The sequence below is a fragment of the Pseudomonas sp. B21_DOA genome (genome assembly GCA_030544685.1).
GTDB classification, from domain to species: domain Bacteria; phylum Pseudomonadota; class Gammaproteobacteria; order Pseudomonadales; family Pseudomonadaceae; genus Aquipseudomonas; species Aquipseudomonas fluorescens_AO.
In genome coordinates this window covers 1,914,159-1,935,941 of sequence record CP086683.1, presented here as the reverse complement: position 1 = coordinate 1,935,941, position 21,783 = coordinate 1,914,159, and the positions used below count along the sequence as shown (strand labels likewise).

At 60.4% G+C, this 21,783-nt stretch carries 15 protein-coding genes and 4 pseudogenes; 9 read left to right on the top strand and 10 right to left on the bottom strand.

All coding sequences use genetic code 11. The annotated features are described in order from the left end of the window. Nucleotides 1-4 precede the first annotated feature (4 nt). From gatA to LJU32_08745, 5 genes and pseudogenes are all read left to right on the top strand, one after another. A pseudogene (gene gatA, locus LJU32_08765) lies at nucleotides 5-1,455 on the top strand (Asp-tRNA(Asn)/Glu-tRNA(Gln) amidotransferase subunit GatA). A 10-nt stretch (nucleotides 1,456-1,465) separates the two neighbouring features. Further along, the gene (gene gatB, locus LJU32_08760) at nucleotides 1,466-2,911 is read left to right on the top strand and encodes an Asp-tRNA(Asn)/Glu-tRNA(Gln) amidotransferase subunit GatB (protein WKV90270.1); all 1,446 of its coding nucleotides are present in this window, start codon (nucleotides 1,466-1,468) and stop codon (nucleotides 2,909-2,911) included. A 215-nt stretch (nucleotides 2,912-3,126) separates the two neighbouring features. Continuing rightward, nucleotides 3,127-3,498 carry a septal ring lytic transglycosylase RlpA family protein gene (locus tag LJU32_08755; GenBank protein WKV90269.1) on the top strand — a complete coding sequence of 124 codons (372 nt, stop codon included), beginning with the start codon at nucleotides 3,127-3,129 and terminating at the stop codon, nucleotides 3,496-3,498. Nucleotides 3,499-3,529: 31 nt separating this feature from the next. Further along, nucleotides 3,530-4,606 carry a calcium/sodium antiporter gene (locus tag LJU32_08750; protein ID WKV91068.1) on the top strand — a complete coding sequence of 359 codons (1,077 nt, stop codon included), beginning with the start codon at nucleotides 3,530-3,532 and terminating at the stop codon, nucleotides 4,604-4,606. Then, nucleotides 4,603-4,982, top strand: a pseudogene (locus tag LJU32_08745) (carboxymuconolactone decarboxylase family protein). The gene LJU32_08750 and the pseudogene LJU32_08745 overlap by 4 nt, the downstream one beginning before the upstream one ends. Nucleotides 4,983-5,081: 99 nt before the next feature. Here the strand turns inward: LJU32_08745 and LJU32_08740 are convergent. The 5 genes and pseudogenes from LJU32_08740 to kdgD form a co-directional block, all read right to left on the bottom strand. Beyond that, nucleotides 5,082-6,023 (bottom strand): AEC family transporter, encoded by a 942-nt coding sequence (locus tag LJU32_08740; GenBank protein WKV90268.1) that lies wholly within the window; start codon nucleotides 6,021-6,023, stop codon nucleotides 5,082-5,084. Nucleotides 6,024-6,230: 207 nt separating this feature from the next. Next, nucleotides 6,231-7,783: pseudogene (gene garD, locus LJU32_08735) on the bottom strand (galactarate dehydratase). An 11-nt stretch (nucleotides 7,784-7,794) separates the two neighbouring features. Then, complete coding sequence (locus LJU32_08730) at nucleotides 7,795-9,159, bottom strand: MFS transporter (GenBank protein WKV90267.1); 1,365 nt, start codon at nucleotides 9,157-9,159, stop codon at nucleotides 7,795-7,797. A gap of 153 nt (nucleotides 9,160-9,312) precedes the next feature. Continuing rightward, on the bottom strand, nucleotides 9,313-10,758 hold the full coding sequence (locus LJU32_08725) for an aldehyde dehydrogenase family protein (protein ID WKV90266.1): 1,446 nt from the start codon (nucleotides 10,756-10,758) through the stop codon (nucleotides 9,313-9,315). Nucleotides 10,759-10,829: 71 nt separating this feature from the next. After that, nucleotides 10,830-11,741: a 5-dehydro-4-deoxyglucarate dehydratase gene (kdgD, locus tag LJU32_08720; protein WKV90265.1), complete on the bottom strand. Its 912-nt coding sequence runs from the start codon at nucleotides 11,739-11,741 to the stop codon at nucleotides 10,830-10,832. Nucleotides 11,742-12,039: 298 nt separating this feature from the next. Between kdgD and LJU32_08715 the strand changes: the two genes are divergently transcribed. Both LJU32_08715 and LJU32_08710 read left to right on the top strand, forming a co-directional pair. Next, nucleotides 12,040-12,420, top strand: coding sequence for a hypothetical protein (locus LJU32_08715; protein WKV90264.1), 381 nt, complete (start codon nucleotides 12,040-12,042; stop codon nucleotides 12,418-12,420). Nucleotides 12,421-12,630: 210 nt separating this feature from the next. Beyond that, entirely contained in the window at nucleotides 12,631-12,915 is a 285-nt protein-coding gene (locus LJU32_08710) for a hypothetical protein (GenBank protein WKV90263.1), read from the top strand. 3 nt (nucleotides 12,916-12,918) lie between these two features. Here the strand turns inward: LJU32_08710 and LJU32_08705 are convergent, their stop codons facing one another. From LJU32_08705 to LJU32_08690, 4 genes are all read right to left on the bottom strand, one after another. After that, nucleotides 12,919-13,605, bottom strand: coding sequence for a FadR family transcriptional regulator (locus LJU32_08705; GenBank protein WKV90262.1), 687 nt, complete (start codon nucleotides 13,603-13,605; stop codon nucleotides 12,919-12,921). Between the two features lie 245 nt (nucleotides 13,606-13,850). After that, nucleotides 13,851-15,578: an ABC transporter ATP-binding protein/permease gene (locus tag LJU32_08700; protein ID WKV90261.1), complete on the bottom strand. Its 1,728-nt coding sequence runs from the start codon at nucleotides 15,576-15,578 to the stop codon at nucleotides 13,851-13,853. A gap of 96 nt (nucleotides 15,579-15,674) precedes the next feature. Further along, nucleotides 15,675-16,235: a response regulator transcription factor gene (locus tag LJU32_08695; GenBank protein ID WKV90260.1), complete on the bottom strand. Its 561-nt coding sequence runs from the start codon at nucleotides 16,233-16,235 to the stop codon at nucleotides 15,675-15,677. Next, nucleotides 16,232-17,491: a HAMP domain-containing histidine kinase gene (locus LJU32_08690; protein WKV90259.1), complete on the bottom strand. Its 1,260-nt coding sequence runs from the start codon at nucleotides 17,489-17,491 to the stop codon at nucleotides 16,232-16,234. Before LJU32_08690 ends, LJU32_08695 begins: the two co-directional genes overlap by 4 nt. Before the next feature lie 410 nt (nucleotides 17,492-17,901). On the opposite strand from LJU32_08690, the gene LJU32_08685 reads away from it, so the two are divergent. Further along, the gene (locus LJU32_08685; protein WKV90258.1) at nucleotides 17,902-18,618 is read left to right on the top strand and encodes an SIMPL domain-containing protein; all 717 of its coding nucleotides are present in this window, start codon (nucleotides 17,902-17,904) and stop codon (nucleotides 18,616-18,618) included. A gap of 171 nt (nucleotides 18,619-18,789) precedes the next feature. Here LJU32_08685 and LJU32_08680 read toward each other — a convergent pair. After that, a pseudogene (locus LJU32_08680) lies at nucleotides 18,790-19,151 on the bottom strand (DUF6124 family protein). Nucleotides 19,152-20,004: 853 nt separating this feature from the next. Between LJU32_08680 and LJU32_08675 the strand changes: the two are divergent. Beyond that, nucleotides 20,005-21,597 carry an ABC transporter substrate-binding protein gene (locus tag LJU32_08675; GenBank protein ID WKV90257.1) on the top strand — a complete coding sequence of 531 codons (1,593 nt, stop codon included), beginning with the start codon at nucleotides 20,005-20,007 and terminating at the stop codon, nucleotides 21,595-21,597. The last annotated feature ends 186 nt before the right edge of the window (nucleotides 21,598-21,783 follow it).

Here is a 21,783-nt window from a genome sequence, read left to right as displayed (position 1 = left end):
TGCAATGCATCAAATGACTCTGGCCGAGATCGCCCGCGGTCTCGCCGATAAAAAGTTTTCCTCCGAAGAGCTGACCAAAGTCCTGCTGGCGCGTATTACCCAGCTCGATCCGCAGCTCAACAGTTTCATCAGCCTCACCGAGGATCTGGCCATCGAGCAGGCGAAAGCCGCCGATGCGCGCCGGGCCAATGGTGAGAGCGGCGCCCTGCTCGGCGCGCCGATCGCCCACAAGGATCTGTTCTGCACCCAGGGCATCCGCACCAGCTGCGGCTCGAAGATGCTCGACAATTTCAAGGCTCCCTACGACGCCACCGTAGTCGCGAAACTGGCCGCTGCCGGCGCGGTGACTCTGGGCAAGACCAACATGGACGAATTCGCCATGGGTTCGGCCAACGAGTCGAGCTGGTACGGCGCCGTGAAAAACCCGTGGAACCTGGAACACGTGCCAGGCGGTTCGTCCGGTGGCTCGGCGGCGGCGGTTGCCGCTCGTCTTTTGCCAGCGGCCACGGCCACTGACACCGGCGGTTCGATCCGTCAGCCGGCGGCGTTCACCAACCTCACCGGCCTGAAGCCGACCTACGGTCGCGTTTCGCGCTGGGGCATGATTGCCTACGCGTCCAGCCTCGATCAGGGCGGCCCGTTGGCGCGCACGGCCGAAGACTGCGCGATCCTCCTGCAAGGCATGGCCGGCTTCGACCCGAACGACTCCACCAGCATCGATGAGCCAGTCCCGGATTACTCCTCCAGCCTCGGCGAGTCGCTGCAAGGCCTGCGCATCGGCGTGCCGAAGGAATACTTCAGCGCTGGTCTCGACCCGCGCATTGCCGAGCTGATCCAGAACAGCATCCAGCAGTTGCAGAAGCTCGGTGCGGTGATCAAGGAAATCAGCCTGCCGAATATGCAGCACGCCATTCCGGCCTACTACGTGATCGCCCCGGCAGAAGCGTCTTCCAACCTGTCGCGTTTCGACGGCGTGCGTTTCGGCCATCGCTGCGAGAACCCGGAAAACCTCATCGACCTGTACAAGCGCTCCCGTGGCGAAGGCTTCGGCGCCGAAGTACAGCGCCGGATCATGGTCGGTGCCTACGCGCTGTCCGCCGGTTACTACGACGCTTACTACCTGAAAGCGCAGAAGATCCGTCGTCTGGTGAAGAACGACTTCATGGCTGCCTTCAATGAAGTCGACATCATCCTCGGCCCGACCACGCCGAACCCGGCGTGGAAGCTTGGCGCGAAGAACAGCGACCCGGTCGCTGCCTATCTGGAAGATGTCTACACCATCACCGCCAACCTCGCCGGCCTGCCGGGCCTGTCGATGCCGGCCGGTTTTGTCGACGGTCTGCCGGTGGGGTGCAGTTGCTCGCGCCGTATTTCCAGGAAGGTCGCCTGCTCAATGTGGCGCACCAGTACCAGCTCAATACCGACTGGCACACCCGCACCCCAACCGGCTTCTGAGGAGACACACATGCAATGGGAAGTCGTGATCGGGCTGGAGATTCACACTCAGCTCACCACCCGGTCGAAAATCTTTTCCGGTAGTTCCACCACGTTCGGTTCCGAGCCGAACACTCAGGCCAGTCTGATCGACCTGGGCATGCCCGGTGTGCTGCCGGTGCTCAACCAGGAAGCGGTGCGCATGGCGGTGATGTTCGGTCTGGCGATTGACGCCGAGATCGGCCAGCACAACGTGTTCGCCCGCAAGAACTACTTCTACCCGGACCTGCCGAAGGGCTATCAGATCAGCCAGATGGAATTGCCGATCGTTGGCAAAGGCCACCTGGACATCGCCCTGGAAGACGGCACGGTCAAACGCGTCGGCATTACCCGCGCGCACCTGGAAGAAGATGCCGGCAAGAGCCTGCACGAAGAATTCAACGGTGCCACCGGCATCGACCTGAACCGTGCCGGCACGCCGCTGCTGGAAATCGTTTCCGAGCCGGACATGCGCAGCGCCAAGGAAGCCGTGGCTTACGTCAAGGCGATCCATGCGCTGGTGCGTTACCTGGGCATCTGCGACGGCAACATGGCCGAAGGCTCGCTGCGTTGCGACTGCAACGTCTCGGTAAGGCCGAAAGGCCAGGTCGAGTTCGGTACCCGCTGCGAGATCAAGAACGTCAACTCGTTCCGCTTCATCGAGAAGGCGATCAACTCGGAAATCCAGCGTCAGATCGAGCTGATCGAAGACGGCGGCAAGGTCATCCAGCAGACCCGCCTGTACGACCCGAACAAGGATGAAACCCGTCCGATGCGTTCGAAAGAGGAAGCCAACGACTACCGTTACTTCCCCGATCCGGACCTGCTGCCGGTGGTCATCGAAGAGTCGTTTCTCGGTGAAGTGCGCGCGACTCTGCCGGAACTGCCACCGCAAAAACGCGAACGCTTCCAGAGCCAGTTCGGTCTGTCGGCCTACGACGCCAACGTGCTGGCCACCAGCCGTGAGCAGGCGGACTACTTCGAGAAAGTCGCGGCCATCGGTGGCGACGCGAAACTGGCGGCGAACTGGGTGATGGTCGAGTTGGGCAGCCTGCTTAACAAGCAGGGCCTGGACATCGAGGATTCGCCGGTGTCCGCCGAGCAACTGGGCGGCATGCTACAGCGCATCAAGGACAACACCATCTCCGGCAAGATCGCCAAGGTGGTGTTCGAAGCGATGGCCAACGGCGAAGGCAGTGCTGACGAGATCATCGAAAAGCGCGGCCTCAAGCAAGTCACCGACACGGGCGCGATCTCGGCCGTGCTCGATGAAATGCTCGCGGCCAACGCCGAACAGGTCGAACAGTACCGCGCGGCAGACGAAGCCAAACGCGGCAAGATGTTCGGTTTCTTCGTCGGCCAGGCCATGAAAGCCTCCAAAGGCAAAGCCAACCCGCAGCAGGTGAACGAACTGCTGAAAAGCAAGCTCGAAGGCTGACCACAATGGAGCCAGATCCAAAGCCTGGCTCCATCCCCTGTGGAAGGGACCTGTGGCGAGGGATTTATCCCCGCTGGGCCGCGAAGCGGCCCCAATTGCTGAGCTTGATTTGCACCAGATAAATCGAGTTTTCAGTTTTGGGACTGCTGCGCAGTCCAACGGGGATAAATCCCTCACCACAGGTCAATCCTACATTTGATCCGGGATACCTTTGAATGAAGCGCCTGTTTTTGAGCAGCGCCCTGCTCTCTCTGCTGGCCGGTTGCGCCAGTACCGACACCATCGACCCGCACGGTTACGACCAGACCGGCGTCGCCTCCTATTACGGAGCCAAACATCACGGTAAACGCACTGCCAGCGGCGAAGCGTTCAACCAGCATTCCCTGACCGCCGCCCACCGCCAGTTGCCATTCGGCACGCGGGTGAAGGTCACCAACCTGAAAAACGACGAATCGGTCGTGGTCCGCATCAACGACCGGGGCCCGCACACCCGTGGCCGATTGATCGATCTGTCACGCGAGGCCGCCGACGAAATCGGCATGCTGCGCAGCGGCACCGCCCGGGTACGCGTGCAGGCCCTCGACTGATGGAGCGCCGACCATTTTCGGACTAGCCGATCTGCCGCTGATCAACGTCATCGAATTGCTCAGTGGCCTGTGTCTTTTGCTCATCGGCGCCGAGCTGATGGTGCGCGCCGCCGTGCGTCTGGCCGAGCGTCTGCATGTGCGCCCGCTGATCATTGGCCTGACCATCGTCGCTCTCGGGAGCAGCGCCCCGCAAATGGCGGTGAGCCTGCAAGCGGCGCTGTCCGACAACCCCGACATCGCCGTCGGCAGCGTGGTCGGCAGCGGCATCTTCAACATCCTTGTAACCCTTGGCCTGTCGGCACTGATCATCCCGCTGCGCGTGTCGCGGCAACTGGTGCGCCTGGACATCCCGCTGATGATCGGCGCCAGCCTGTTGGTATTCATCCTCGCCTGGAACAAGGACATCGGGCGTTTCGACGGCGTTCTGCTGCTCGGCGCTTTGGCGTTGTACCTCGGCTTGCTGTTTCGCCAGTCGCGACACTCGACGCGACCGCATACAGAACCACCCACCGAGACACAGCAATCCTGGCTGATCAGTGGGCTGATGATTCTCGCTGGCCTGGCCATGCTGGTGTTCGCCGGGCGTCTGCTGCTCGGCGCCGCCGTGGTCGTGGCCACCGACTTGGGCCTGTCGGAACGGGTCATCGGTCTGACCGTGGTCGCGGTCGGCACTTCGCTACCCGAACTGGCGACTTCGCTGATCGCTGCGTTGCGCGGGCAGCGCGACATTGCTGTGGGCAACGTGATCGGCGCCAACCTGTTCAACCTGCTCGGGGTGCTCGGGCTGACCGCCCTCCTCGCACCGACGCCGCTTTCCGTTTCCCCGAATGCGCTGGATTTCGACTTGCCGGTGATGCTCGGCGTCGCGGCGCTGTGCCTGCCGGTGTTCTATTCCGGCTACCGCGTGACCCGGGTCGAAGGCTTGCTGCTGCTTGGTTTGTATCTGGTCTACGGGCTGCATGTGGTGTCGTTCACCACCGGCATGCCGCTGGCCGGCAGACTCGAGCGCTTGATGCTGTTTTATGTCCTGCCGGCGCTGCTGACGTTTCTGTTGTTCACGTCGATCCGCGCCTGGCGTCGCCAACACCACAAGAGAGATGTGCCATGAACGAGTCGAAGCAGTCCGGGGTTGAAATCCGTCGTCAGGTCATGGGCGATGCCTTCGTTGATCGCGCCTTGGGCAACGCCACCGAGTTCACCCAGCCGTTGCAGGATTTCGTCAATGAACACGCCTGGGGCGGGTGTGGAACCGCGAAGGTCTGTCGCTGAAAACCCGCAGCCTGATTACCCTCGCCGCGCTGACCGCGTTGAAGTGCCCGCAAGAGTTGAAGGGCCACGTACGCGGCGCGTTGAACAATGGCTGCACGGTGGAAGAGATTCGCGAAGCCCTGCTGCATTGCGCGGTGTATGCCGGCGTGCCGGCGGCGATCGATGCGTTTCGCGCGGCGCAGGAAGTGATCGACAGCTACCAGAAACCGCAGTGACCGCCTTCGCGAGCAGGCTCGCTCCCAAATTTGCAATGCGTTTCCTGTGGGAGCGAGCCTGCTCGCGAAGAGGCCCTGCCAGACACCGCAAATCCTTGATCAGATCCACCCACCCCACTGCAACACAAAGATCCCGACATTGGTGGTAATCGCCGCCATCAACGTGGTCAGCACGATGATCGCCGCCGCCAGCTCATGATTGCCCTGTGCCGCCCGGGCCATGACGAAACTTGCCGCCGCCGTCGGGCTGCCAAAGTAGAGAAAGAGAATCCCCAACTCCGCCCCGCGAAAGCCCCACAACCACGCCCCGACGGTTGCCAGTAACGGCAGACCGACCATTTTCACCAGGCTGGAACTGAGCGCCATCTTGCCGCTCTTGCGCAACGCCGCCAGTGACAGCGTGCCACCGATACAAATCAGTGCCAACGGCAAAGTGGTCTGCGCCAGATACTGGCCGGAGGTTTCCAGCCAACCCGGCAAACCGATCTTGAAATAGGCGAACGGCGCCGCCGCAATCACGCTGATGATCAGCGGGTTGCTGAACACGCTTTTGCAGATGCTCCACGGATCGGACTTGATCACCGGGCTGTATACGGCCAGCACAATGGTCGACAGCGTGTTGTAGAACAGGATCACCAGCGCCGCGAGAATCGCCCCGAGGGAAATGCCGTAATCGCCGTACATGCTTGCAGCGAGCGCCAGGCCGATCACGCCGTTGTTGCCGCGAAACGCGCCCTGGGTGTAGATGCCGCGATCTTCACGCGGACACTTGAAAATTGCCCAGCCCCAAGCCACGGCGAAACTCACCAGGGTGGCGAGGGAAAAGTAGATCAGTAGCGAAGGTTGCAGCGCGGCGTGCAGGTCAGCGTGGAGGATGCCGAGAAACAGCAATGCCGGCATCGTGACGTTGAACACCAGCGATGAGGCGGTGTGGATGAAGTTGTCGTTGATCCAGTCGATGCGCTTGAGCAGCACACCGAGAAACAGCATGGCAAACACCGGCGCGGTGATGTTCAGGGTTTCAAGAAAGATTGCCAGCATGCCGGGGAGCCTTGGGTGAGCGTCGATAGGGGGCTAATGATAAGCCACTTTCGCCCTGATCGTTCCCATGCTCTGCGTGGGAACGATCACAGGCACCGCAAGTCCTTCGGCGTCTGGCAGATCGCTTTCGCGAGCAGGCTCGCTCCCACATTTGCAATGCATATCCCTGTGGGAGCGAGCCTGCTCGCGAAGAACGATGACGCGGTCTCAGGTAATCGGCGCCGGGTTGAACAAGGTGATGTCGTTATGCAGCTTGTGTTTCTCCGCCCAGGTCTGTTGCTTGCCACTGGCAACATCCAGGTAATAGTGAAACAACTCCCAGCCCAGCTCCTCGATGGTCGCGCGCCCGGTTGCAATGCGCCCGGCATCGATGTCAATCAGGTCCGGCCAGCGCTGTGCCAGTTCAGTCCGCGTCGATACCTTGACCACCGGCGCCATGGCCAGCCCATAAGGCGTACCGCGCCCAGTGGTGAACACGTGCAGGTTCATCCCCGCCGCCAGTTGCAACGTACCGCAGACAAAATCGCTGGCTGGCGTCGCGCAGAAAATCAGCCCCTTCTGCTTGAAACGCTCGCCTGGTCCGAGCACGCCGTTGATCGCGCTGCTGCCGGACTTGACGATCGAGCCCAGCGACTTCTCGACAATGTTCGACAACCCGCCTTTCTTGTTGCCCGGCGTGGTGTTGGCGCTGCGATCGGCTTCGCCCTTGGCCAGGTAACGGTCGTACCAGTCCATCTCGCGTACCAGCTCTTCGGCAACAGTTTGCGTCTGCGCCCGCGAGGTCAGCAGGTAGATCGCATCGCGCACTTCGGTGACTTCGGAAAACATCACCGTCGCCCCCGCACGCAATAGCAAGTCCGAGGCATAACCCAGCGCCGGGTTGGCGGTGATGCCGGAGAACGCGTCGCTGCCGCCGCACTGCATACCGAGAATCAGCTCGGACGCCGGCACCGTTTCGCGGCGGCGCTGGTCGAGTTTCTTCAAACGCACTTCGGCCAGTTCCATGATCTGCTCGATCATTTCGGTAAAGCCGTGGCTGGAATCCTGCAAGCGGTACAGCCAAGGATCGCTGAGATCCACCGAGGCATCGTCTTCGTGCATCACCTGCGCGGCCTGCAATTTCTCGCAGCCCAGACTGATTACCAGCGCCTCGCCCCCAGGTTCGGGTTGCGCGCCAGATTGCGCACGGTGCGAATCGGGATGTAGGCATCGGTGGCGGTAATCGCCACACCGCAGCCATAACTGTGGGTCAGCGCCACCACGTCATCGACATGCGGGTACTTCGGCAGCAGCTCTTCCTTGATGCGCTTGACCGCGTGATCGAGCACACCGGTGACGCACTGTACGGTGGTGGTGATGCCGAGAATGTTGCGCGTGCCGACGGTGCCGTCGGCGTTGCGATAACCCTCGAATGTGAAGCCTTCCAGCGGTGCCTGCGCATCCGGCACATCGGTGGACAGCGGCAAGCTGTCCAGCGGCGGCGCGGTCGGCATGCGCAGTTGATCTTCCTTGACCCAACTGCCGCGACGGATCGGCTGCAACGCGTAACCAATGATCTGCCCGTAACGAATCACCGGGCCGCCCTCGGGAATATCCTCCAGGGTGACCTTGTGGCTCTGCGGTACGAAATCCAAGGTAACCAGGCCGTCGGCGAACTCGGTACCGGCCGGTACGCCCTGATCGTTGACCACCACTACAACGTTGTCCCGCTCGTGCAGGCGGATGTAGCGCGGCGAGTCGGAATGTTCAATCAACTGCATGACGCCGCTCCTCAGGAATGCGCTTGAGACAAATTGCCGGTGGCTTCATTACCGCCCTTGGCTGGCGGCTCTTTCAAGACCACACGCTTGATCGGGCCGACGATCACCAGGTAGCTGAACACCGCGACCAGTGCGTTGGCACCGACAAACACCAGCGCCCATTTGAACGAACCGGTGGAGCTGATGATGTAGCCAATCACGATCGGTGTGGTGATCGAGGCGATGTTGCCGAAGGTGTTGAACAGGCCACCGCTCAGACCGGCGATCTGTTTCGGCGAAGTGTCGGAAACCACCGCCCAGCCCAGTGCACCTACGCCTTTGCCGAAGAATGCCAGCGCCATGAAGCCCACGACCATCCATTCCACGTCAACATAGTTGCACGCAACGATGCTGCTCGACACCAGCAGACCAGCGATGATCGGCGCCTTGCGGGCGAAAGTCAGCGAGTGGCCCTTGCGCAGCAGGTAATCGGAAATCACCCCGCCGAGCACACCGCCGATAAAGCCGCAGATCGCCGGCAACGAAGCGATGAAACCGGCCTTGAGAATGGTCATGCCACGCTCTTGCACCAGATACACCGGGAACCAGGTCAGGAAGAAGTAGGTGATGCCGTTGATGCAGTACTGGCCCAGATACACGCCAAGCATCATGCGGTTGGTCAGCAACTGACGGATGTAGTCCCACTTCGGCCCATCGGCTTTTTTGCCTTTGTTCTGGTCCATGTCGACCATGCCGCCGTTGTCAGCGATGAAGTTGACTTCAGCTTCGTTGGCCATCGGGTGTTGGCGCGGGCTGTGGATAACCTTCAGCCACACCAGCGAGAAGATGATGCCCAGAATCCCCATGACGATGAACACGTGCTCCCAGCCGAAGCTGTAGACGATCCAGCCCATCAGCGGCGCGAACAACACGGTGGCAAAGTATTGCGCCGAGTTGAAGATCGCCGAAGCGGTGCCGCGTTCAGCGGTCGGGAACCACGCCGCCACGATGCGCGCGTTGCCGGGGAACGATGGCGCTTCGGCCAGGCCCACGAGGAAACGCAGCATGAACAGCGCAACCACTGCCGTGGACATGCCGAATTCACCGACGAAGCCTTGCAGCACGGTGAACAGCGACCAGGTGAAAATGCTCAGGGCGTAGACTTTTTTCGAGCCGAAGCGATCGAGCAGCCAGCCACCGGGAATTTGCCCGGCGACGTAGGCCCAACCGAATGCGGAGAAGATGTAGCCGAGGGTAACGGCGTCAATGCCAAGGTCCTTTTGCAGGCTGGAGCCGGCAATGGCGATCGTGGCACGGTCTGCGTAATTGATCGTGGTCACCAGAAACAGCATGAGCAGGATCAAATAGCGGACATGAGTCGGCTTGGAGGATTGCATGCAGATGTACTCCCACTGATTATTTTTATGCGGGTAAAACATTCTTTGGTCTTTGTGGGAGCTGGCTTGCCAGCGATGGCATCAGCGCGGCGTGCCTGAAGCACCGCGTTGCCCGAATCGCTGGCAAGCCAGCTCCCACAGGTATTGCGTGTATCAGGAACCGATGTAGGCAGTCTTCACGACCGTGTAGAACTCTTGCGCGTAGCGGCCCTGCTCGCGGGAGCCGTAGGACGAGCCTTTACGGCCACCGAACGGGACGTGGTAATCCACACCGGCGGTCGGCAGGTTGACCATCACCATCCCGGCCTGGGAGTGGCGCTTGAAGTGGTTGGCGTACTTCAGCGAGGTGGTCGCGATGCCGGCCGACAGGCCGAATTCGGTGTCGTTGGCCATGGCCAGCGCGGCTTCGTAATCGGCCACACGCACAATGTTGGCCACCGGGCCGAAGATCTCTTCGCGGCTGATACGCATTGACGCTTCACTGTCGGCGAACAGGGTCGGCGCGAGGAAGTAGCCCTCGGTGTCGCATGTCACCACACCACCGCCGCTGACCAGACGCGCACCTTCGGACTGGCCGATGTCGATGTACTTCATGTCCTGCTCAAGCTGCGCCTGGGAGACCACCGGACCGATGTCGGTGCCGGCCTTCAGCGCGTGGCCGACCTTGATCGACTTCATGCGCTCGGCCATCGCTTCAACGAACTTGTCGTGGATGCCAGCGGTGACGATCAGACGGCTCGACGCTGTGCAGCGCTGGCCGGTGGAGTAGAACGCGCTCTGCACCGACAGCTCGACCGCTTGCTTGAGGTCGGCGTCGTCGAGAATGATCTGCGGGTTCTTGCCGCCCATTTCCAGCTGCACCTTGGCCTGGCGCGAAACGCAGTTGACCGCGATCTGACGACCCACGCCCACCGAACCGGTGAAGCTGATGCCGTCGACTTTCGGGCTGTTGACCAACGCCTCGCCAACCACGCGACCGCTGCCCATTACCAGGTTGAACACACCGGCCGGGAAGCCCGCGCGGGAAATGATTTCCGCCAGCGCCCAGGCGCAGCCCGGCACCAGATCGGCAGGCTTGAGTACGACGCAGTTGCCATAGGCCAGGGCCGGAGCAATTTTCCACGCCGGGATGGCAATCGGGAAGTTCCACGGGGTGATCAGACCGACCACGCCCAGCGCTTCGCGGGTGACTTCGACGTTGACGCCCGGGCGAACCGACGGCACGTAGTCACCGGACAGGCGCAGGCATTCACCGGCGAAGAACTTGAATATATTGCCGGCGCGGGTCACTTCACCGATCGCTTCGGGCAGGGTCTTGCCCTCTTCACGGGCCAGCAGGGTGCCGAGCTCTTCGCGACGGGCGAGAATTTCCGTGCCGACTTTATCCAGCGAATCGTGACGGGCCTGAATGCCCGAAGTGGAGTACGCCGGGAACGCAGCGCGGGCAGCGTCGATGGCGGCGTTGACCTGAGTCAGGTCAGCCTTGGCGTAGTCGCCGATGGTGTCGCTGAGTTCGGACGGGTTGATGTTGGCCGAGTAATCGGCACCGGCGACCCATTCGCCATTGATGTAGTTGTCGTAGCGTTTTGCAGTTGTCACAGGGCAGCCCTCAACTCTAAAAGCCTTCACGCAAAAAGCCGCTGATTGCTCAGCGGCCTCGCTTTTCTCGCTTATTGCGCGCCTTGCTTGTCGATCAGCGCGGCGAGCATTTCGTACTCTTCGCCGGTCAGGTCGGTCAGCGGCGCACGCACCGGACCTGCGTCATAGCCGGCGATTTTTGCACCTGCCTTGACGATGCTCACGGCGTAACCGGCCTTGCGGTTGCGGATGTCCAGGTACGGCAGGAAGAAGTCGTCGATGATCTTGCCGACGGTGGCGTGATCTTCGCGAGCGATCGCGTGGTAGAAGTCCATCGCGGTTTTCGGGATGAAGTTGAACACCGCCGAGGAGTAGACCGGCACGCCCAACGCCTTGTAGGCAGCGGCGTAGACTTCAGCGGTCGGCAGACCACCCAGGTAGCTGAAGCGATCACCGAGGCGGCGACGGATCGACACCATCAACTCGATATCGCCCAGGCCATCCTTGTAGCCGATCAGGTTCGGGCAGCGCTCGGCCAGACGTTCCAGCAGCGGCGCGTTGAGGCGGCAAACGTTGCGGTTGTAGACGACCACGCCGATCTTCACCGATTTGCACACGGCTTCAACGTGGGCGGCAACACCGTCCTGGCTCGCTTCGGTCAGGTAGTGCGGCAGCAGCAGCAGGCCTTTGGCGCCCAGACGCTCGGCTTCCTGAGCGTACTCGATGGCCTGGCGGGTCGAACCACCGACGCCGGCGAGGATTGGAACGCTGGTCGCGCAGGTGTCGACGGCGGTCTTGATGATTTCCGAATATTCACTGGCGGCCAGGGAGAAGAACTCACCGGTGCCGCCGGCAGCGAACAGAGCCGAAGCGCCATACGGAGCCAGCCATTCCAGGCGTTTGATGTAGCCCGCGCGGTTGAAATCGCCTTGCGCGTTGAAATCGGTCACCGGGAAAGACAGCAGGCCGGCAGAGAGGATGGACTTCAGTTCTTGTGGATTCATTATTCGAACACCCTGGTAGCAACGTTTTATTGTGAGTGGACCGTTCAGCCTTCGCCGAAGTTGTAGGTCATCGTACAACTTAAATAATAACCGTCAACTGCATTTCATCGTTGGCAGGGCTTTTTTGTCCGACAAAATCACTGCTTATGCTTCTGGAAATCGCTGGAAGGCCCGTCCTTGAAGCATTTGCTCGCGGAAATATCTGGTCTGGATTCGTTTAATTCTGAGGAGACCAGCGGCTCCTAAAATACGTCGACTGCCACGAAGGATCGTGGCGGACCACTCAAAGGAAGCTGTTATGTCGATGCATTTTGCCGCCCCTACCCTCTCCCACACCGCCCCTGCTCAAGACGATTGCGTGACGCTTCAGCTCTCGCAGATGCCGGATATCCTCACCGTGCAGGTGCCGGATTCCAGCGATTTCGCAGCAAACTGGAGCGTCTACGCGATTCTCGGCAGTGATGCTGACGAGCCTGAATGGGAAGGAGATGAAGTGGACACCGGCGCTTGGGACGATGCCGAGGATGAAATGGAAAAGCTGCTCGACATCGAGGTGCAGTTGCCGAAAGAGGCGCTGCAACCGTACCTGAACCGCGAGGTGGAGCTGCGCTACAAGTTTCGTGATGAGTCGAGTATGGAGCCGTATTCGCTGCCGCTGAGGCTGCGGGTCGAGGCGTAATGGGTTGCGGGTTTGACGCTCTGACCGTTGGTCGGGACTGGTATTTCTTACAGGTGCGAGCGCAGGCTCAGCGGTCCTTTAATGAATGCGCGCGACTAATACGCGCATTTAGCCGACTGATACTGACAAAAGGACCTTGAACATGACTAATGCAACGCTTCCCCTCTGCCTGCACCAATACTCACAGAAGCGTCAAAAGGCACCCTTTACGTGAGCACAATCAAAGACCCGACCGAAGCGGTGGTACCTCCATATGCTGAAGCCTCGGCAGGAGACCGAGTAAAACTGATGCTCGTCGTCGGCGATAAGCAATGGGAATACCTGAAAGCGCTGACTTCCGCCGATCTGGGCAAGGACATTCCTTTCGCAATTGAAAAGGCTCATTTTGAGAAAGGTCTCAGTCCGGCAGCAGATGCCCGATTGCGTTACAGCGTCTCGAAGCAAGGTCAAGTTCCCGCAATGTCTGAAGAACTCAAAGTCGCCATAGTGCGTTGAGCGCTACCCCTGCGCCTGCGCCTCTTCATGGGCCTGGCGCAGTCTTTCGCGGCTGTTGGTCAAGTGCAACCGCATCGCGGCGCGGGCTGCATCGGAATCCTGTCGGGCAATTGCGTCGTAGATTTCTTCGTGCTCACGGCTCAGACGGCCCATGTAGTGCTGTTGATCGTCGTGGGCCAGGCGCGCCGAGTTCAGCCGCGTACGCGGAATGATGCTGGTGCCCAGGTGGGTCATAATGTCGGTGAAATAGCGGTTGCCGGTGGACAGCGCGATTTCCAGGTGGAAAGCGAAGTCCGACGACACCGCATCGCTGGCATGGGAGGCGCTTTCGTTCAAGGCGTCGAGGGCGGCGCGCATGGTTGCCAGTTGCTCGGGGCTGCGGCGTTGCGCGGCGAGGCCGGCGGATTCGACTTCGAGGCTGATGCGCAATTCGAGAATTGCCAGCACGTCACGCAGAGTGACGACGGTGGCCGGGTCGATGCGGAAACCGCTCGGGCTCGGCGTGTCGAGGACAAAGGTGCCGATGCCGTGGCGGGTTTCCACCTGGCCGGCGGCCTGCAGACGGGAAATCGCCTCACGGACCACGGTGCGGCTGACGCCATGGGCTTCCATGATCGCCGACTCGGTGGGCAATTTGTCGCCACGTTTGAGCAGGCCATCACGGATCTGCTCGCTCAACACCGTCACCAATTCCTGGGCGAGGCTACGGCGCTTGCGGGGAGGCGCGGGGTGTCGATCAGCTTTTCCATGATTTGTATCTTGTCTCGAAAGTTCGGCTTGGCGCCATCATAGCTCAAGCGGGTTGTACGATCACCGGGCAGATCACATTACCTCACTGTGGGAGCGAGCCTGCTCGCGAAAGCAGTAGTTCAGACGACAGATTCGTCGACCGATATGGCCCCTTCGCGAGCAGGCTCGCTCCCACAGGTGAGTGTTCAGACAGTTATGGCCTGTTCGACCAGACGACCGCTGTCGATCCGCACATGCCGTGGATGGAATCGTTTCAAACTGCTTCGATGACCGACGCTGACAATGCTCAACCCTGGAATCTCATCGATCAGCGCCTGGTACAAGGTCGCTTCGTCTTCTTCATCCATCGCCGAAGTCGCTTCGTCCATGTACAGCCATTGCGGTGCATAGAGAAGTGCACGGGCGAAAGCCAAGCGTTGCTGCTCACCCGGCGAGAGCATGCGCTGCCAGTGATTGGCCTCATCGAGCCGCCCGAGCAGATGTGGCAAACGGCAGGTTTCCAGCACCTGTGCATAACGCTCCGGCGCATAGGTGTCACCGGGTTGTGGATAACTCAGCGCCTCACGCAATGTACCGATGGGCAGATAAGGCTTCTGCGGCAGGAACAGATAACGCGCTGCCGGCAAACGAATATTGCCGTGGCCCGCCGGCCACAAATGCCCCATCGCCCGCAGCAGTGTCGACTTGCCGCTGCCGGAACGGCCGCTGAGCATCACGCGCTCACCCGGCTCCACAGTCATGTCGGCGTCGGTCAGCAAATGACGTCCATCGGCCAGGTCCAGGCCGAGGCTGTGCACCTGCAATTCGCTGCCCTGGTTCTGCACATCGATGGCGGGCACGCGCTCCTCGTTGTTGCTCATGGCATTGCGGAAACTCAGCAGACGATCGCAAGTGGCGCGCCACTCGGCCAGATCCTGGTAAGCGCTGATGAACCAACTGAAGTTCTCCTGCACATTGCCGAACGCCGAGTTGATTTGCATCAGCTCACCCAGCTCGATCTTGCCGCTGAAATAACGTGGCGCGGCAACAATGAACGGGAAAATGATCGCGATCTGCCCATAGCCCGAAGTAAAGAACGTCAGGCGCTTGGACACGCGCATGATGTCCCAGAAGTTATGCCAGACCAGCCCGAAACGATTGCTCAAGCGCCGATTTTCATTCGGCTCGCCGTTGTACAACGCGATGCTTTCAGCATTTTCGCGCACCCGCACCATTGAGAAACGCAGGTCGGCTTCGAAACGCTGCTGGTTGTTGTTCAAGCCGATCAGACGTCGGCCGATCAAATGCGTCAGCCAACTGCCGACCGCCGCATAGACCAGTGCACACCAGAACATGTAGCCGGGAACAGTGAAACCGAACACCTCGATGCTGCCGGAGACGCCCCACAGAATGATCGAGAACGACACCAGACTGACGACCGTACGGATCAAGCCCAAGCCAAGCGCCAGTGTGTTCGCAGTGAATTTATTAAGGTCTTCGGAGATTCGCTGGTCCGGGTTATCGGTGTAACCGCCCTGCTCCAGCTGGTAGTAATTCTTGTGTTCAAGCCACCGGGTGAAGTGCTTTTCGGTCAGCCACGCCCGCCAGCGAATGGTCAGCATCTGCGTCAGATACTGGCGATACACCGCAGCAAGAATCGCCACAGCGGCAATACCGCAGAAATACAGGATCAACTGCCAGAACGCCGCCTCATCCTTTTTCTGCAGGGCGTTATAGAAATCCTTGTACCAACTGTTCAACCACACCGCGATCCATACGCTGAACAGCGTCAGCGCGATCACGGCAATCAGCAACGTCCAGGCCTTGCCCTTCTCTTCGCTGCGCCAGTAAGGCGTGGTCATCGCCCAGACTTTGCGAAAAAACTGCCCGCGCACAGCATCGTTGACCGCGGAATATTCAGCGTTCTGATTCATGGATAAGGCTCGATATAGAAAACAACAGACACGCGCCGATCATAGAGGATCGGCGCGATTTATCGCGAGGGCTGGCGATAGTCGTTCAGCGCAGGTTCAGCGACGGACCGGACGCTTCTGCAGTTTGCGCTGCAGGGTGCGGCGGTGCATGCCCAGCGCGCGGGCCGTGGCGGAGATGTTGCCTTCGTGCTCGGTGAGCACGCGCTGGATGTGTTCCCACTGCAAACGATCGACCGACATCGGGTTCTCCGGCACCAGACTGTCGAGGTCGGCGTGCTCGGACAGCAACGCGGCCAGCACGTCGTCGGCATCGGCGGGTTTGCACAGGTAGTTGCAGGCGCCACGCTTGATCGCCTCGACTGCCGTGGCAATGCTCGAATAACCGGTGAGGATCACCACGCGCATTTCCGGATCGAGTTCCAGCAGCTTGGGCAGCAACACCAGTCCGGAGTCGCCGTCCATTTTCAGGTCGAGCGCGGCGTAATCCGGCAGATCGGCCTGAGCGATGGTCAAGCCTTCTTCGGCGGAACCGGCGGTGCTGACGCGAAAGCCACGGCGGGCCATGGCACGCGCCATCACGCGGGTGAAGGTCGAGTCGTCATCGACCAGCAGCAAATGCGGCAGTTCTTCGCCTTCGACTTGGATTTCGTCACTCATGTTAGGTCTCCTCGGGCGCCGTGGGGCAGGCGCAGCTCGGTGAGCGTGCCGCCTTCCTCATGACTATAGAGTTTCACTGAGCCGCCGGCGCGTGTCACGCTGGCCTTGCTCAAAAACAGGCCCAGGCCGAAACCTTTGCCCTTGGTGGTAAAAAACGGTTTGCCGATCTGCTCGGCGATGGCCAGCGGCACACCGGCGCCGTGATCGCGAATGCTGATGGTCAGCGTTTCCGCATCCCAATCCAGGGTGACCTGGAGATTTTCCGGGCAAGCGTCGGCGGCGTTGTTGAGCAGATTCAGCAAGGCCTGCGTCAGGTCCGGCGGCGGCGCCATGCGTGGCACTGCGCCTTGGCCGAGTCGCTGGAAGCGATAACTGGCTTCCGGGCGCATCAAATGCCAGCGGTTCAGCGCCTCGTCGAGCCAGTCGGTGACGTCCTGCATCTCGACCGCCAGACGCCGATTGGCCTCGGCGGCGCGGACCAGTTGCTGCAAGGTTTCCTTGCACAGTTTGACTTGATCCTGCAGCACTTTCAGATCGTCCTGCAACATCGGATCGGGATGGTCCTGCTGCATTTCCTTGAGCAGCACGCTCATGGTCGCCAGCGGCGTACCCAACTCATGCGCCGCACCCGCGGCCTGGGTCGCCACGGCAAGCAATTGCTGATCACGCAGCCCCTCTTCACGGCGGATTGCGCGCAATTCTTCCTGCCGCCGCAACTCTTCAGCCATGCGCGCGGCGAAGAAGGTAATCACCGCTGCAGCCAGCGCAAAGCTCAGCCACATGCCGTAGATCTGCAGATTCTCACGGGCGACCGGCAGCGTTTCCAGCGGATAGAAACGCGTCAGCATCACCGTGTACAGCGCCAGCGCGATGCCCGAGAGAATCACCGAATAACGCCACGGCAACGTCACCGCCGCGATGGTCAGCGGCACCAGATAATAGGAAACGAAGGGATTGGTCGAACCGCCGGAGAAATACAGCAGCGCACTGTGAATCACCAGATCGCAGGCCAGTTGCAGCGCGTATTCAAGCTCGGTCACCGGCCACGATGTGCGCAGGCGCACGGCAGTGAACACGCAGAGCAGAATCGAACAGCCCAGGGTCATCGCCAATTGCACCCACGGCAACGGCAACAATTGCAGCCAGTAGGCAAGGCCCACCGACCCGGCCTGCGCGGCGAGCACCAGGGTGCGGATGAAAGTCAGCCGCCAGAGGTTCTGGCGAGTGGCGGAAGTCAGTTGTACGGGGGCGAGCATGAGCTCTCCTGATGAGCGCTCCAGGCGGATCGCACGGAGTATAACCAAGGCGCGGGGCTCAGAGGCGAAAGTGCGGCAAACGACCACATGGCGACGATGGAGAATTCATCTGAGTTGAAGAAGATGCCGAGGGCTATTAGAGATCAATTGTGGCGAGGGGATTTATCCCCGCTGGGTGGCGGAGCCGCCCCAAGTCATGCGACCTCATTTAACCAGACATACCGCATCAGCCGGATTTGCGACTGCTGCGCAGCCGAACGGGGATAAATCCCCTCTCCACAGAAGCACTCCCCACTGCGCGCAGGTATCTGTATAGAAGTTGTAACTGGGCGAACCGGATCATAGGAGTTAAAGTCTGATGGTTCACGCAGGCCGAGACCCAGCACCTGCGCCTCATTCAAGGAGCCTTCATGCACACATTTCGCCGCAGCGCCGCCCTCCTCGCCCTGACCGTCGGCAGCGTCGTCAGCCTCCCGGCGCTGGCCGCCGATGAGCTGCATTACAACCAGATTTCCCTGCGCGCCGAAGTCAGCCAGGAAGTGGCTCGCGACCAGATGATCGTGACGCTCTACACCGAAGAGCAGAACACCGACCCGGCCAAACTCGCCGCGGCCATCAGCACCACCATGAACAAGGCCACCGCCCAGGCCAAGGAAGTCAAAGACATCACCCTGCGCACGAGCAGCCGCAACAGTTATCCGATCTACGACACCAAAGGCCAGAAGATCACCGGCTGGCGCGAGCGCGCCGAACTGCGCCTGGAAAGCACCGACTTCGCCGCCCTGTCGAAACTCACCGGCGAGTTGCTGACCGAGCTGAAAATGGGCGGCATGGACTTCGCCATCGCCGACCCGACCCGCAAGGCCAGTGAAGACCAATTGCTCAAAGAAGCCGTCACCGCCTTCAAGACCCGCGCCCAACTGGCCACCGATGCGCTGGGCGGCAAGGGTTACAAAATCGTCAACCTGAACCTCAACAGCAACGGTTACCCACAACCGTACCTGCGCGCGCCGATGATGATGAAAGCGGCAGCCATGGATTCCGCGCCAGTCACGCCGGAAGTTGAAGCAGGCACCAGCCAGGTCAGCATGACCGCGGATGGCTCGATTGAAGTGTTGATGCAGTGATTTGAGCCTGGCTGAATGAAGGACCGGCAATCAGTAAATGGTTGCCGGTTTTTTTGTGCTTGGGATTTGCTGTGAATGAACCACCGTCTTCGCGAGCAAGCTCGCTCCCACAATTTGAAATGCGTTCCACCTGTGGGAGCGAGCCTGCTCGCGAAGAACGATAACGTGGTTTCAAGCGTGCGGATCAACTCGATCCAGCGCCCGATTCACCGCCAGCTCCGCCAGCATGATGATCTGCTGGATCGCCAGCGCGGTATTGCGCTGCGGCCGACCGAGCTGATCGGCGAAATCGCTGGCCAGCGTATTGGCTGAAGCGAGAGATTCACAGGCGTGAGCCAGCAGGCTTTCGGTGTCGATGTCGGGCCGGATCGAAAACATCGTGCTTGGTGGATGCGGTTTGCCGGGTGGCGGGCAGAGATAGAAATCGAGGGCACGCTTGATGGCTTCGCGGTTCTTCGCGAGATCGTCGGCACGCAGCGCGGCTTCGAGGGGGTTGGGGTTTCTTCGGGTGGGTCGGGGACTGGTTTGCTCATGCGCTTCACCTATGAGGTTGAGCCATCTCGATGCCGTTTCTCACACGGCGAAGAGGTGGCAGCTTTGTGCGGGGTGAGAAAACCGGTCATAGGCACCCGGCCGGACATAAGCCCGCCCGCACAGAGCCGCCATAACGCACTTTGCAGGCAGCAGACTTGCTGGCGGCAATTATGCGGATCTGGGCACTGAATGACTATGAATGTCGGGTTCTCACACCCGATCGCTGAACAACCAGCGACGACCCAAGCCTAGAGAGCGGACGTCCGACGGACAACCTGAAAACCTTGTGGGAAGGTTCGGGTTATTGGGCATCGGAATTAAACAAACTCAAGCCCTCGGGTGCCTGGACGTGCCTCATCGCGAGCAGGCTCACTCCCACAGAAAAGCAAAATCAAGATCAAAAGATCGCAGCCTTCGGCAGCTCCTACACGATGAGCGTTAGCTCGAGTATCGCTTTTGATCTTGATCCACCGGCGACGTCGGAAGGCTGAATGGAGGGATTGATCCGGGCGTGGGAGCGCAGCGACCGTCTGGCGCAGCCAGACACAGCGGAAGGAGGTGCAGCGCAGCAAGCCGGAGCCGCTGCGCCCGGATCAGTCCCGCAGCGAAGGAACCCGAGCCTGCGAGGGCCGTACGCAGGAGCTAGCGTTTTTGCTTACTTTTTTGGCGCTTGTAAAAAGTAAGTCGCCGTCAGGCGAAACCGTCAGCCGCAGCACCCGAAGCAACGGATATACCCCCAAACCAAGCCGCTATATACCGAGACAGACACCCCAACACAAAAAACGATATTTCCGAAGCCCTCCAAATCCCCGCTACCCTGAAAGCATAACCAGCAAATTCCCCGGGGACTCCATGCCAAGATCCACCCTCAAACCACTGCTGATCACCCTCGCACTTACAGCCATCGCCCCGATCACACATGCGGCCACAACCCTGGTCTACTGCTCCGAAGCCAGCCCCGCCGGCTTCGACCCCAGCCAATACACCAGCGGCACCGACTTCGACGCCTCCGCCGAAACCGTCTTCAACCGGCTCACCCAATTCCAGCGTGGCGGCACCGACATCGAACCCGGCCTGGCGACAAAATGGGACGTCTCCAGCGACGGCCTGCACTACACTTTCCACCTGCGCGAAGGCGTGAAGTTCCACACCACCGACTATTTCACCCCGAGCCGCGACTTCAACGCCGACGACGTCCTGTTTACCTTCCAGCGTCTGCTCGACCCGGAGAGCGCCTTCCGCAAGGCCTACCCCGCCGAATCCCCGTACTTCACCGACATGGGCCTGAACACCACGATCAAGTCGGTGGAAAAACTCGACGACCACACCGTGCGCTTCAACCTCAACAACGTCGACGCCGCCTTCGTGCAAAATCTCGCCATGAGCTTCGCCTCGGTGCAGTCAGCCGAATACGCCGCACAACTGTTGAAGGACGGCAAAGCCGCCGACCTCAACCAGAAACCGATCGGCACTGGCCCCTTCGTGTTCAAGCGCTATCAGAAGGATTCGCAGATCCGCTACGCGGCCAACAAGGCCTACTGGAAACCCGAAGACGTGAAAATCGATAACCTGATTTTCTCGATCACACCCGACGCCGCCGTGCGCCTGCAGAAGCTCAAGGCCGGCGAATGCCAGGTCAGCGGTTACCCGCGCCCGGCCGATATCGAGGTCATGGAAACAGACCCGAACCTGCGCGTGCTGAAACAGGCCGGATTCAACCTTGGCTTCCTCGCCTATAACACCACCCACCCGCCTCTTGATCAGCTCAAGGTCCGTCAGGCGCTGGACATGGCCATCGACAAGCCGGCGATCATCAAGGCGGTTTACCAGGGCGCCGGTCAATTGGCACAGAACGCTTTGCCACCTGCGCAATGGTCGTTCGACCCGAACATCAAAGACGCGCCTTACGACCCGGTGAAAGCCAAGGCGCTACTCAAGGAAGCCGAGGTTGCACCCGGTACAACCATCAACCTTTGGGCGATGACAGTGCAGCGTGCGTCGAACCCGAATGCACGTATGTCGGCGCAAATGATCCAGCAGGATTGGGACAAGATCGGCATCAAGGCCAACATTGTCAGCTATGAATGGGGCGAGTACATCAAGCGCGCCAAGAATGGCGAACATGACGCGATGATCTACGGCTGGACCGGCGACAACGGCGACCCCGACAACTGGCTGGGCGTGCTGTACAGCTGCGCGGCAGTCAAAGGCAGCAACTATGCGAAATGGTGCGACCCGGCTTACGACAAACTGGTGCAGCAGGCCAAAGTGGCCACGGATAAAGCGCAACGGGTAAAACTGTATCAACAGGCGCAACTGATCCTTAAACAGCAGGTGCCGATCACCCCGATCGCCAACTCCACAGTGTTCCAGCCGTTGCGCAAGGAAGTCAGCGACTTCCGCATCAGCCCTTTCGGTCTGACCCCTTCTATGGGGTGGGTATAAATAAGTAACACCCGGCCCCAAGGCGGCGCGCAGCAGGTGACTGCCGCACCGTTTTGGGGCTGCATTTGCACCTTAAAAACCACTCGCAAACGGTCAAATGCGTCAAAAGTTATACGGATGCGACATTAAGGTACGTTCGTGCCACGGTTTAACGCCGTCGACCGCTCTGGATCTTGCATTGGGTAT

What these genes read in the sequence shown, in the direction of transcription:
- gatB (WKV90270.1), top strand. Translation starts at nt 1,466, where the DNA reads ATGCAATGGGAAGTCGTGATCGGGCTGGAGATTCACACTCAGCTCACC.
- LJU32_08755 (WKV90269.1), top strand. Translation starts at nt 3,127, where the DNA reads ATGAAGCGCCTGTTTTTGAGCAGCGCCCTGCTCTCTCTGCTGGCCGGT.
- LJU32_08740 (WKV90268.1), bottom strand. Translation starts at nt 6,023, where the DNA reads ATGCTGGCAATCTTTCTTGAAACCCTGAACATCACCGCGCCGGTGTTT.
- LJU32_08730 (WKV90267.1), bottom strand. Translation starts at nt 9,159, where the DNA reads ATGCAATCCTCCAAGCCGACTCATGTCCGCTATTTGATCCTGCTCATG.
- kdgD (WKV90265.1), bottom strand. Translation starts at nt 11,741, where the DNA reads ATGAATCCACAAGAACTGAAGTCCATCCTCTCTGCCGGCCTGCTGTCT.
- LJU32_08715 (WKV90264.1), top strand. Translation starts at nt 12,040, where the DNA reads ATGTCGATGCATTTTGCCGCCCCTACCCTCTCCCACACCGCCCCTGCT.
- LJU32_08700 (WKV90261.1), bottom strand. Translation starts at nt 15,578, where the DNA reads ATGAATCAGAACGCTGAATATTCCGCGGTCAACGATGCTGTGCGCGGG.
- LJU32_08695 (WKV90260.1), bottom strand. Translation starts at nt 16,235, where the DNA reads ATGAGTGACGAAATCCAAGTCGAAGGCGAAGAACTGCCGCATTTGCTG.
- LJU32_08690 (WKV90259.1), bottom strand. Translation starts at nt 17,491, where the DNA reads ATGCTCGCCCCCGTACAACTGACTTCCGCCACTCGCCAGAACCTCTGG.
- LJU32_08685 (WKV90258.1), top strand. Translation starts at nt 17,902, where the DNA reads ATGCACACATTTCGCCGCAGCGCCGCCCTCCTCGCCCTGACCGTCGGC.
- LJU32_08675 (WKV90257.1), top strand. Translation starts at nt 20,005, where the DNA reads ATGCCAAGATCCACCCTCAAACCACTGCTGATCACCCTCGCACTTACA.